10 protein-coding genes are annotated in these 12,151 nt (G+C 71.3%); 4 read left to right on the top strand and 6 right to left on the bottom strand.

Annotated elements, in window-relative coordinates; all coding sequences use genetic code 11:
• Positions 1 to 77: 77 nt before the first annotated feature.
• A complete protein-coding gene (locus AC068D_RS12980) occupies positions 78 to 725 on the top strand; it encodes a DUF4230 domain-containing protein (protein ID WP_478823026.1) in 648 nt (215 codons plus the stop codon).
• A 23-nt stretch (positions 726 to 748) separates the two neighbouring features.
• Here AC068D_RS12980 and AC068D_RS12975 read toward each other — a convergent pair whose 3' ends face one another.
• Both AC068D_RS12975 and AC068D_RS12970 read right to left on the bottom strand, forming a co-directional pair.
• Entirely contained in the window at positions 749 to 1,162 is a 414-nt protein-coding gene (locus AC068D_RS12975) for a GtrA family protein (RefSeq protein WP_478823025.1), read from the bottom strand.
• On the bottom strand, positions 1,159 to 2,139 hold the full coding sequence (locus tag AC068D_RS12970; protein ID WP_478823024.1) for a glycosyltransferase family 2 protein: 981 nt from the start codon (positions 2,137 to 2,139) through the stop codon (positions 1,159 to 1,161). The genes AC068D_RS12975 and AC068D_RS12970 overlap by 4 nt, the downstream gene beginning before the upstream one ends.
• 124 nt (positions 2,140 to 2,263) lie before the next feature.
• On the opposite strand from AC068D_RS12970, the gene AC068D_RS12965 reads away from it, so the two are divergent.
• Both AC068D_RS12965 and AC068D_RS12960 read left to right on the top strand, forming a co-directional pair.
• Positions 2,264 to 4,762, top strand: coding sequence for a YfhO family protein (locus tag AC068D_RS12965; protein WP_478823023.1), 2,499 nt, complete (start codon positions 2,264 to 2,266; stop codon positions 4,760 to 4,762).
• 22 nt (positions 4,763 to 4,784) lie between these two features.
• Positions 4,785 to 5,663, top strand: coding sequence for a class I SAM-dependent methyltransferase (locus AC068D_RS12960; RefSeq protein ID WP_478823022.1), 879 nt, complete (start codon positions 4,785 to 4,787; stop codon positions 5,661 to 5,663).
• Between the two features lie 65 nt (positions 5,664 to 5,728).
• Here the strand turns inward: AC068D_RS12960 and AC068D_RS12955 are convergent, their stop codons facing one another.
• From AC068D_RS12955 to AC068D_RS12945, 3 genes are all read right to left on the bottom strand, one after another.
• Positions 5,729 to 7,282, bottom strand: a complete 1,554-nt coding sequence (locus AC068D_RS12955) for a protein kinase domain-containing protein (protein ID WP_478823021.1) — start codon at positions 7,280 to 7,282, stop codon at positions 5,729 to 5,731.
• Positions 7,279 to 7,989, bottom strand: a complete 711-nt coding sequence (locus AC068D_RS12950) for a hypothetical protein (protein ID WP_478823020.1) — start codon at positions 7,987 to 7,989, stop codon at positions 7,279 to 7,281. The genes AC068D_RS12955 and AC068D_RS12950 overlap by 4 nt, the downstream gene beginning before the upstream one ends.
• Positions 7,990 to 8,055: 66 nt before the next feature.
• Positions 8,056 to 10,104, bottom strand: coding sequence for an N-6 DNA methylase (locus AC068D_RS12945; RefSeq protein WP_478823019.1), 2,049 nt, complete (start codon positions 10,102 to 10,104; stop codon positions 8,056 to 8,058).
• 274 nt (positions 10,105 to 10,378) lie between these two features.
• Here AC068D_RS12945 and AC068D_RS12940 point away from each other — a divergent pair, with 274 nt between their 5' ends.
• Positions 10,379 to 11,185, top strand: coding sequence for a DUF4190 domain-containing protein (locus AC068D_RS12940; RefSeq protein ID WP_478823018.1), 807 nt, complete (start codon positions 10,379 to 10,381; stop codon positions 11,183 to 11,185).
• A 132-nt stretch (positions 11,186 to 11,317) separates the two neighbouring features.
• Here the strand turns inward: AC068D_RS12940 and AC068D_RS12935 are convergent, their stop codons facing one another.
• On the bottom strand, positions 11,318 to 12,082 hold the full coding sequence (locus AC068D_RS12935; protein ID WP_478823017.1) for an N-acetyltransferase: 765 nt from the start codon (positions 12,080 to 12,082) through the stop codon (positions 11,318 to 11,320).
• Positions 12,083 to 12,151: the final 69 nt, after the last annotated feature.

Below are 12,151 nucleotides of genomic sequence, written 5' to 3'. Positions count from 1 at the left end.
TGGGGGTACGACGCGCGGCACGCCATGCCTGATCCCCGTGGGCGCGGGCATCCGTACGGAAAGGGAGGTCCATCGTCATGAGATCCCGCACAGCCGTGCCGTGGTGGGTGAAGGCGGCGGGCGGCACCGCCCTCGTGGTCGTACTGCTGCTCACGGGCATGCGCTTCAGTCTGCTGCCCTCGTTCGGGGACATTCTCGGCGAGGAGACCCACGACCGTTCGGGCCCTGCCCTGCTCGAATCCATCCAGGACATCAGCCGCTACGAAGCGGCCACGGGCAATTTCCAGGTCGTCGTGGATCTGGAGAAGGACACCAAGTACCTCCCTGACGCGGTGCGGGGCACCAGGACGCTGTACATCGGCGCCGGCACCGTGGACGCCTACGTCGACCTGGGGAACCTCGACAAGGAGGACGTCACCGTCGACGAGGACCGCACCAGCGCCGTGATCCGTCTCCCGCACGCCGCCGTCGGCAGGCCGGCACTCGATCCCGACCGGTCCTACGCCGTCTCCAAACAGCGCGGCCTGCTGGACCGGCTCGGTGACCTCTTCTCCGACAATCCGGGCAGTGAGCAGGCCGTCCAGCGGCTGGCCGCGGAGCGGATCGCGACCGCCGCCAGGAGCAGCCGCCTGACCGCCCAGGCGGAGCAGAACACCACGAGGATGCTGGAGGGCCTGTTGCGTTCCCTCGGGTTCAAGGACGTCAGGATCACCTACGGCACCTGAGCAGCATCACCGGCGGGCGGGCGTCACCGGCGGGCACCGGCCTGCGGCAGCGGCCTCTCCTGCGCCGGCTCCGGGCGGAGCATGATCGTGCGGGAGACGAGGAAAGTGATCGGGATGGCGGCGACCGCGGCGGCGAGCGGGGACCAGCGGTCACTGAAGCCCGCCACGTCGACCAGCAGCCACACGCCCCCGGTGGTGATGACGAAGTTCGCGGCGTTGGTGAGCGGGAAGAGCAGGAACTTCCGCCAGGTCGGCCGCGTGCGGTAGGTGAAGTACGAGTTCAGGAAGAACGAGCCCGTCATGCTCAGCGCGAACGCGAAGACATGCGCGGCGATGTAGGGCAGCCGCGTCAGCAGTGCCAGGTAGCAGCCGTAGTACGTACCCGTGTTGACGACCCCGACCAGGGCGAAACGGATCATCTGCCACTGGACCGTCATCGGCGTACGAGCTCTCCCTGCTCTTCTCCCCGGCCGGCCCGCTGGGGCTGCCGCGGCAGGCCGGCATTGGTCGCCGCCACCAGATAGTGCGGGCGGCGCTTCACCTCGTAATAGATACGGCCGACGTACTCACCGACCACGCCCAGCATCACCATCTGAACGCCGGCGAGAGCGACCACCGTCACCAGGAGTGTGACATAGCCGGGCGTGTCCACTCCGTCGACGAGCGCGACACCGACGATCCAGGTGGCGTACGCCATGGCGACCGACAGCAGCAGAAGACCGAGATAGACGGCCGCCCGCAGTGGCTTGTTGTTGAAGGAGAGCAGCCCGTCGAGGCCGTAATTGAGCAGCTTTCCGAAGCTCCATTTGGAACGGCCCTGCTCACGCAGCGCATTCTCGTACTCGAACGTCGTGGTGCGGAATCCGACCCAGGCGAAGAGACCTTTGGAGAATCGGTTGTACTCGCTCAGCCCGAGGATCGCGTCCACGGTCCGGCGCGACAGCAGCCGGAAGTCCCCGACTCCGTCGACGAGTTCCACATCGACCAGTCTGTTGATCAGCCAGTAGTAGGCGCGCGCCGTGACGGTACGGGTGACCCGGTCACCCCTGCGCGTGCGCCGCGCGATGACCTGGTCGAATCCCTCCTCGTGCAGACGGAGCATCCGGTGCACCAGCTCGGGCGGATGCTGGAGATCGGCGTCCATGATGACCACTGCGTCGCCGTCGGCGTGCTGGAGTCCGGCCAGCATCGCGGCCTCCTTGCCGAAGTTACGACTGAAGGAGACATAACGGGTGCGGGAGTCGGCCGCGGCGATCTCCTCGAGGATTCCGAGCGTACGGTCATGACTTCCGTCGTCCACATAGACCAGTTCGAATTCCTGGCCGAGCAGCGCGAGTTCCTTGGTCACATGCTCATGGAAGCGGTCGATGATCTCCTCTTCGTTGAAGCATGGGACAACAATCGAGATCAGCACGGAAGAACAACAACCGATCCGTGTGTCCGGTGCGGATTCGGCACATGGCGCTCAGACGACCATTGCATGAACTGGCCCCACTGCGAATCGAATTCACACCTGGTGCTGGCATATTCGATGCATCATGACGACCTTGGACCTGATACGGGACGGGGCCGCCCGCAGCCGTCCGACGGCGAGCCCCGGGCGGGTGCCGTCCCGGCGGGCGTCGTCGCTGCGCGCATCCGCCCTGGCCGCACTGCTCACCGCGGTGGCCGTGTGCGCGGGTGACGCGGTGGCCCGCAGCTTTCCCTTCGGCCCGAACACACGCAGCGTCAATGACCTGGGCAATCAGTTCGTACCGTTCCACGCCCATCTGTGGGACCTGCTGCACGGGCGGGCCGAAGGCGGGCTGCTGCTCAACTGGCAGTCCGGGTACGGCACGAGCTTCCTTCCCGACCTCGGGACGTACCTGGGCAGTCCGTTCGCGGTGATCGTCGGGCTCTTCCCGCGCGAGGACATCGATCTCGCGGTGTACGTGATCACCGTGCTGAAGACGGCCGCGGCCGCGGCGGCCATGACCTGGCTGCTGCTGACCCTGCACCGCGGCAACGGCCGCTCATGGGCGGCGGCGGTCCTCGGGGCCTCCTACGCGCTCTGCGGCTGGTCGGTCGTCGAGGCCGTCTGCAACACGATGTGGCTCGACGGGCTGATCGCCTTCCCGCTGCTGTGCCTGGTCGGTGAGTGGGCACGCACCGGACGGCGTCCGGTGCTCGGACCGTCGGCCGTTGGGCTGGTGTGGATCGCGAACTTCTACACCGCCTACATGGCGACGCTCGGCGCCGGCCTCGTGCTGGTGCTGCGGCTGCTGCTGGACCGGGAGACGACGCGGCGCGCCCGGGTACGCGTGCTGATACGGGGCGCCGCGACCACACTGCTCGGCATCGGGCTCGCCGCTCCCGTGCTGCTGCCCGTCTTCCTGGGCACGAAGCACGCCCACCCGGGCTGGAGCCGGGAGTTCGAGCCTGCGGGCTGGTCGGACGTCCTCGCCCGTACGCTCCCTGCGACGTACAGCTTCTTCACCCCGGCCATGTTCCTCGGCACGGGCGCCCTCCTGCTCGTCTGCTCGCTGCCCTTCCACCGGGCCGTGCCTCGGCGCGAACGCCTGTGGTGGACGGCGCTCACGGTGCTGGTCGGGTTGTCGATGCACTGGGAGCCGACCCATCTGACCTGGCACCTCTTCGCCACGCCCAACGGCAGCCCCTACCGCCAGACCTTCGTCCCCGCCGGGATCGCGGTGATCGCGGCCTGGGTCTGCGTCGCGCAGTCCTGGCCGGGGCGGCGTGCCCTGCTCGCCGGCACCGGGATCCTGGCCGTCGTGGGACTGGGCGCCGCGGCCGGCGATCTGGTGACGGGCTGGACGTATCCGCTGTTCCTGGCGGGTCTCGCCGCGGCGGGCACCGCTCTGGTGCTGGCGAGGCGGCAGCACCACGTCGGGCTCGCGGCGCTCCTCCTCGCCGGCTCCCTGGCCGGGCAGGCGGCGGCCACCATCGCCTACGCCGACCGGCAGCGGCTCGGACGTCTCGACGACTATCCGGCCTGGGGCAAGGACCACGCCGCACGGGCCGGCGCGGTGGCGCAGGCCGACGGCTGGCCCCGTTACCGGACCGACCCGGGACGGGAGCAGCTCACCGGCAACGATCCGTTGCTGCTGGGTGGCGAGGGCGGCGGCTACTACAGCAGTCACACTCCCGAGGTACTGACCCGCACCATGGCGGCGCTCGGTGCGGGGTGGACGTCACGGGGCCGCAATCTGCAGAGCCTGGACAACCCGGTCACGGACGCGGTGTTCTCGGTCGGCGCGCGGATCCGATCGGCCGGCGGCACGGAGCCACGGGTGGCCAGGGCGGCCGATGTGCTGCCGCTGGTGACCGTCCGTCCGCCTGGTTCCGAACCCCGGTACGGCGACTCGCCGTTCCGCAACCAGGAACGCCTGCTCGGCTTCCGGGTGTACGGCGAACCGGCGAACGGCGCCTGTCCCGCCGGCACCGACGTCTTCCTGTGGGCGCCCGACTACACGGGTACGGCACGGCTCGGCGACGGAGAGCCGGTGAAGCTCCTCGGAGGGATGCCCAAGCGGCGTGCTCCGCTGACCCCGCTGGGCCCCTCGAAAGGACCGCGGTCGGGGATCGTCTTCGGCAAGGACGGCCCGCCGCGCGACTGGAGCGCGGGCTGCCTCGGCCCGGGCGCACTCGCCGCGGCCGTCGGCGCCTTGAAGTCGACGGGTGCGGTGTCCGTCGAGGTCAGGGACAGCGGTGTACGGGCCGAACTTCCGCCGGGCTCGACCGGGACCGCGGTGCTCGCGGCACCCCGCATCCCGGGCTGGAGCTGCAACGGCAGACCGGCGGACGACCATCTCGGTCTGGTGGCCGTCCGGCTCGACGGGAAGACCGGCGTCGTCGACTGCTCGTTCCGGCCGCCGGGCCTGCGGGCCGGAGCGGCGATCGGCGGGGCGGCGCTGCTCGTGCTGGGTCTGGTCGCGGTGCCGCCGGCGTCATGGGAGCGTGCACGAACATGTGCGCGTCGGCGGAACGCCACCAAGACTTCACCCGTACAGCACCCGCTCGTGGCCCCCGGAGCATGAAGTGCGGCGTACGCTCCCGGCCATGCCCTCCCTCCTCAGCAACCGGCTGGCGAAGCGGGTGCTGCGCCCCGCGTTCACGCTGGTCGAGCAGCGCCTGGAGCGCGCCACCAACTCCATCCAGGCCGATCTCGACGCGCTCCACCACGAAGTGGCCGATCTGCGGCGTCAGAGCTACGGGCTCGGGCTGCTGCTCGACCACGCCGGGCGGGACGCCCACCGGATGCCCACCGCCACGCAGCTGGACACACTGGTGCGCGAGGTGTGCCTGGTGACCGGGGCGTCCCGGGACCACGCCAGGCGCGATCTGACGGTCGCCTACCGCACGGTGGTGGCGCTGGAGGCGCTCGGCGTCGGCCGCATCGCGGGCTCCACCTCCGAGGTGTGCGGCAAGCTGGCGGCCGTTCCGCTGCTGGCGCCGCCGAACGAGGACGTGCTGGAGATCGGCACCCGGCACGGGCTGTTCGCAACCGCGCTGCTGCGCATACTGCACCGTGCGGGCGCCGAGCCGCGGCTCACGATCGTCGATCCGCTGGCGGGCACCGAACCGCTGGTCCGCGAGGACGTCGTACGGGCCAATCTGGCGCTGTGCGGCAGCCGGTCCGGTGCGCAGGCCCGCATCCAGCGGGGCACCTCCGGCGACCCGGAGGTGCGCACCGCCGTCTCCGACCGCAGCTACGGGGTGATCGTCGTCGCCGGCGACCCGTCCACGCAGGCGGTCCTCGCCGATCTGGAGTGGGCGGAGGAGCTCGCCGCCGAAGGCGCCGTCGTGGTCGTCGACGGCCACGCCGACGCCGCCCGGCCGGGCGTGGGCGAGGCCCTGACCGAGCATCTCGCGGGCGGCTCCCGGCTCGAGCTCGCCGGTCAGGTCGCCGGCACTGCGTTCCTGCGCGCGGCACGCTGAGGCCCGGACCCCGCCCGGTCCCGGGCCACCCAAGTGTCCGGGGCGGCCGCCGGGGCCGTGACCCGCTATCCGGACCGGAACTGGCGCTGGCGGTCCAGTGACCGCCGCAGCTCGATCGCCTGCGGGTGACCGGGACCGTACATCCGTTCCGTGTCGTAGAGCAGGTTCTGCAGCTGCTGGTGGCCCGCCGTGTGGTCGCCCATCGCCAGCAGCAGATCCCCGATGCGGTGACGGATGCCGAACGCCCGGGTCTGGTCGGCACCGGTCGAGTGCTGGTTCTCGTAGAACGGCAGGAGCAAGCGGTACTCGGCCAGGGCGGCGGCGGTTTCGCCCAGTTGCTCCAGGCACTGCGCGGCGTCGTAGCGGAACTGGAGCGTCTGCGGATCGGCCAGGCCCGCCTCGGCCGCCCGGTCGTCGGCGAGCCGGCGCAGCTCCGGCAGGGCCCGGCGGTACTGCCCGTCGTCCATCAGCGTCGTCGCGTACTGCTTGCGCAGGATTCTGACGACGGGTGAGTGTTCACCGTGCTCGGCCGCCGCGGCCGGGAGGATGCCGCCGAGGATGTCCACGGCCCGGGTGATGCTCCCCTCGCCGAGAAGACGCTTCACCTCGTCGACGGCAGCGGCGACGTCCGGGCGCTCCACCGCGACGGCCGCGGGGGCGTGCTGAGGCATCGGCGGCGGGGCTCCGCGGTCGGGCCAGGGGGCGTGCGGGCGCAGGAAGGGGCGCGTCGGGTCGAGCGGGCCTCCCGGGACGTTCCTCACCGGGAAGCCCCCCGGCGCACCGCGGCCGGGCAGCAGCGGGGCCAGCTGCTCGTAGACCTCCTGCGCGCCGGACGGGCGGTGCTGCGGGTCCTTGGAGAGCAGCCGCAGTACGAGCGCCTCGAGCTCGGCGGGCACCTCGGGACGCAGCTGCCGTACGGGAAGCGGGGGCTCGTACAGATGGCGGTGCAGCACTCCGAGCGCTGTGGAGCCCACGAAGGGCACGTCTCCGCTGAGGAGTTCATGCAGCAGCACACCGAGCGCGTACAGATCGGTGTACGGGCCGACGGCACCGCCCATCGCCTGCTCCGGCGCCATGTAGGCGGGGCTGCCGATCGGGGAGCCGGTGTGCGTGAGCCGGGTGGTGTCGGTGTCGAGGACGGAGGCCACGCCGAGGTCGAGCACGGTGACCGTGCCGTCGGGCTTCACCATCACGTTCCGCGGCTTGAGGTCGCGGTGGACGATGGGCACCGCATGCACTGCCCCGAGCACCGAGCACAGCTGGGCCGCGACCGAGACGGCCCACTCCCACGGATACGGGTCGTGCTCGGCCAGATGGTCGGCGAGGTCCGCCCCCTCGATGTACTGCATGACGAGGTACAGATCGTCCCCGTCGCTGCCCGCGTCATGGACGATGACCAGGCCGGGGTGGGTGACCTGGGCGGTGACCCGGCACTCGCGAACGAAGCGGCGGCGCATCTCGTCGGCGGCGGTCGCGGCGGCCATCATGTCCGGGCGCAGCAGCTTCACGGCGACGCGGCGGTCGAGCCGCTGGTCGTAACCGGTCCAGACCTGGCCCATGCCGCCCTGCCCGATGACGGTGGAGAGTTCATAACGGCCGGCGATGACCCGTCCGTTCACCGGCCGCCCTCCCGCTGGTCCTTGTCCCTGCGGAGGATGTCGCTGAGTTCGTCGAGCTCGGCGCGGACCTGGTCGATGCGGGCGGGGCGCTGGGTCTGCTGGTCGCCGACCGGGGGCTGCGGCGCGGGCGGGGCGTACTGCTGCTGCACGGGCTGGGCGTACGGATTCTGGACGGGTGGCGTCTGGACGGGTGGCGGCGTCTGCGCGGGCGGCTGGGCCACCTGCGGGTAGCCGTAACCGGTCATTCCGCCCTGCGGTGGGACATGGGCCCCGGGCAGCGCGGCGGGCCGTTCGAAGTGGCGGATCTCCGCGACCAGGTAGTAGGTGACGACACCGACCGTGGCGAAGAGCAGCCAGACGGCCATCGTGAAGCCGACGGGGTCGCTCATCGGCGTGTTCTCGTCGTCCGGGACCATCACTCCCGCGAAGATGACGATGCCGACGATGGAGGCGGTCACGACCCCGAACAGCCACCAGTGCAGGCGCTTGCCGGTGAGGAGCCCGAGCCGGAGCATCGGGGCCCAGCTGAGGAAACCGCAGCTGAGCAGTGTCATCGCCACGAGGACCACGCGCAGGGCGACCTGCCCGCCGTTGGCGCGGCCGGTTGGCGGTGGCGGCGCGTAGCCGTGGCCGTGCATTCCTGCTCCTGACGAGTGCGAGTACGGGACGGACAGGTCGAACGAGGAGTCGAGCGTATACACCGACACCGACGGCCCGCCCCTGGTTGTGCGGAACCGTTGTTGAACTGATCACGCCAGATTACGCGCCCAGGTTCACGCCTCGACAGTGCCGTCCGTCAGTCCGTCGTACAGCCCCTGCACCAGCTGCTCCCCGAGCCTCCCTGCGCGGCGCAGCGCGTCCTCGAACGAGGCGAGTGCAAGGAACCGTTGCCCGTAGCGCTGCTGTTCGGCCAGCGGCAGTCGGGGCAGCTGGAGACGGCGGACATCGAGCCGGGTGGCGGTCGAGGCGTAGCTGCTGGCCTGGCGGTTGTTCGCGGTGCCGCGCAGGAAACCGGCGAGGAACCAGGAGTCGAGCGTGGCCGGGTCGGGGCGCAGCAGCTGGAGGTTGCGGCCGAGCGCGGCGCCCGCCGTGGCCTCGTCGACGACGCGGACGGCCGTGCCCCCGCCGAGCACGGGGACGACGACGTCACCGGCCCGCACCAGGACGGGTTCGACGGGGTCGTCACCGGGGCCGGCCGTGTCGGGGAGAGTCCCGGACGGCGCCGTTCCGGCAAGTACGTCGTGCTCCGTGAGGACCGGTGCCGAGCCGGTGCCGGTGCCTCCGGCGCGCAGCTCCAGGGCTCCGGCCCGGGCGAGTTCGCCGACCGTCGTGCCGGTCCAGCGGGCCGGTCCGGCCGTCGCGGACTCGGCGTGCGGCGGGACGAGGTCGCCGGTGAGGCGCAGGGTGTCCGTGAGCCGGTCCCGTACGCCGGAGAGTTCCGCCGCACCTCCGCCCGCGGCCGGTGGCGGAAGGTGACGGGCGGGCGCAAGGTCGACGTCGTCGTCCAGGAGTTCGATGACGGGCACGGCACGGCTGACTCCGGGCTCTTCCGCAACGGTGCCGTGGCGGTCGAACGGCTGCCAGGCGCCGAGCACAGCGCTCTGCACGGCCCCCCAGTCGAGTTTGTCGCGTCCACCACCGCCGGCCTGCTCCCCGGTGTCGACGAGCAGCAGTTCGGGCGCGGGGCGTTCACCGGCGCCCGGGCGGCGCAGCACCCAGAGATGGAGCGTGATCCCGTACGGGGGAGCGGCGCCGGCGGGCAGGGCGACGACCGCGCGCAGCGCCCCGCGGCGGAGCAGATCGGCACGGATGCGCCGGCCGGAGCGGCGGGACGCGGCCGCGGGCGGCATCAGCAGCACGGCCGTGCCGCCCGGGCGCAGCCGGGCCAGCGCGTGCTGCACCCAGGCCAGCTCGGATTCGGTGCGGGCCGGAAAGCCGTACTCCCAGCGGGGGTCGTAGGCGAGTTCGTCGTGGCCCCAGTTGCGTTCGTTGAACGGCGGGTGGCAGAGCACGGCGTCCGCGGCGAGCTGCGGAAAGGCGTCGGTGCGCAGGGAGTCGCCCGTGCGGGCCCGCACCTCTGCGTCGGACTGCAGGGCGAGCCGCAGCGCCGCGAGCGCGCCGAGATCGGGGTCGGTCTCCTGTGCATACAGGACGGCAGGGTGCGCAACGGCCTTGAGCAGCGCACCGGTGCCGCATGCCGGGTCGAGGACGGTCCCGGCAGGGCCGGCGAGCGCCGCCATGAGCGCGGCGGGGCCCGGCGGAGTGAGCGTGTACTGGCGGGGGTTGGCGTCGAGATGCCGGCCGACGAGGAACTCGAACGCCTGGCGTGCGCCGGTCTCCGCGGCGAGCTCGGCGACACCGCGCAGGAGGGGGACGGACCCGCGCAGGGCGGGGGTTGTGGGTGTCGGTACGGCACGCTGCTCCGCCGGCCCGAACCGGGTGTTGAGCACCGTCTCCAGGGCCGTGGGCAGCATCGTCGCCATGCGTGGGTCGGAGACGGCCGAGAGCTCCAGCCAGGCGGTGGGCCGGTCCCGTACGAGCAGCAGGGCACAGCCGGCGTGGACGAGTGCGGTGACCGCACCGTCGGGGTGCGCGGACATCTGCTGCCAGACCCGCTCCCGGAGCGGCACTTCCGCGAGTTTGCCCTGACTGCGCAGCCAGTGCTCGACGTCCGCGAGCGCGAAGGACGGGCTGGTCTCGGAGCCGCCGACGGGCTTGGGGAAGTCGGCGTGCCGACGCCGCCAGTTGCTGACCGCCGCACGCCCGACACCCGCGAGCCGGGCGATTCCGGCAGCGGTCACCTCTGCTGCGTTCTCCGGCACGGGGCGGCCTCCTGTTTCCTCAACGGCTCTTCGGGTTCTCTGTCGGGCTCATATCGGCGCGACGGGACACCGGGTTGTGGAACCGAGCATACCGACGAACACAAGACATCCCACTTCACAGTGTGAGTGAACCAACTCCCCGTGAATTGTGTTGACTCGGTTCACAGGCTCTGCTCTTATTGACCCACCGCACCACGGGGCCGCTGAACGGCCCCGGCCACACGGGGGTCCTCCTGTGCGGCATCCGTCCCCATCACGCCCCAGGAGGGCATTCATGTCCCAGTACACGCAGCCGCCGCAGTTCCCCCAGCCGCCCGTGGCGCCGATGCAGGCCCGCAACGGCCTTGGCACCGCGGCACTGATCCTCGGGATCATCGGCACCCTGTCCGGCTTCGTCCCGTTCTTCTTCTGGCTGGCCGGAATCCTCGGCCTCATCGGGCTGATCCTCGGCTTCTCGGCACGGGGCAGAGTCAAGCGCGGCGAGGCCACCAACAAGGGGGTCGCCCTCACCGGCGTCATCCTCGGTCTGGTCGCGATGATCCTCTCGGTGGTCGGCGCGGTCCTCACGTTCAAGGCCGTGGGCGAGGCGGTCGACGAGATCAACAAGGCCACGTCCGGCAGCTCCGCGTCGAAGAAGCCCGGCTCCGGCAAGCCCCTGGAGAAGGCGAAGAACGGCGAGGACGCGGCCGGGAAGGCGCTGGCGGCCGGCGACTCGGCCGTGTACGACGACGACCTGACCGTCACGGTGTCCGAGGCGGAGCCGTACAAGCCGGGACAGTTCGCCCTCGGCCACAGCAAGGGCAACAAGGCGTACAAGGTCACTGTCGTCATCGAGAACGCCGGCAAGGAGAAGTTCGACGCCGGGCTCGTCACCGCGGAGGCCCGGGCCGGCAAGGACGGCGTCAAGGCCGAGGAGATCTACGACGGCGAGGTCGGCAAGCCGTTCACCGGTACCGTCCTGCCCGGTAAGAAGGTCACCGTCGTCTGGGCCTTCGACGCCCCCGCCGACGCCAAGAACCTGACCGTGGAGGTCAGCCCCGGCTTCACGTACAACGCGAGCCTCTGGGACCTGACGGTCTGAAGGCCCGGCACTCTCGGCCGGCAGCCGACGCCGGGGGACCCGGGACACCGGGGACGTACACCGAGCCCCGGGAAACCGGGGGACCGGGGAGACCGCCGCAGAGGGGGCGGCGGTCTCCCCGGTCCCCGTGCGTCAGAGCCTGTGCCTCACCCATACATTGGGCTCGACATACACGGCGTGTCCGTGCGCGATCGAGCAGTGCACCGGCACCAGAGCCCCCGGCACCACCACCGGACCGTCCGTGTCGAAGGGCAGGCCGGTCCAGCCGCGCCACTGCTCGAGCGATCCCGAGACGGTCATGGACGCCGGTGCAACCGCCTCGACGATCCCGCCCGCGCGGACATGGACGCGCAACCAGGGATCCTGCGGGAGGCCGTCCTGCTCCCGGGTACGGAACGCGTACTCGGACATCGGGGCAGCCGGATCGAGGTGCTTGGCGTTCGGCCTGACGGGGGCGACGAGTTCGCCGAAGCCGCGCGCGCGGGCGTTGTCCCGCATCGCGGCCACCATGAGCGCGGAGATCCCCCGGCCCAGAAGCCCAGTCGTCACGGTGATCTCGATCGCGCTCACCGTGTCCGGGGTCCTGCCGTGCCGCAGGTCGGAGAACGCCCACAGCAGCGCCTGGTCCCAGCCGGTCGCGGGCAGCTCCCGTCGGCCGTCGGTGTCCAGCACGAACGGAACGCTGAACGCCCTTGCCACGACGGCACCTTCGCGGTCGGTCGCGACCAGGACGTACTCGGGCAGCTCGGCAACGATGCGGCCCATGTTCGCCCAGCCGACGGGGTCGTTCAGGATGAACTCCGGCCAGGTGTCCTGCATCCGCCACAGCGGGTCCCGGAGCTCGGGCCGCTCGGCGAGCGTGGTGATCTTCAGTTCCGGGGGGCCGTCGTTTTCCATCCGGGCAGGTTAGCGGCGGTTTTCCGTTGACCTCAAAGGGATTTCCGCCCGGGTGGTGGCCGGGCCGGG

This window comes from Streptomyces sp. NPDC043861 (genome assembly GCF_056435905.1).
Note: the sequence above shows the minus strand (reverse complement) of the source record. Positions and strands in the feature narration are given on the sequence as shown.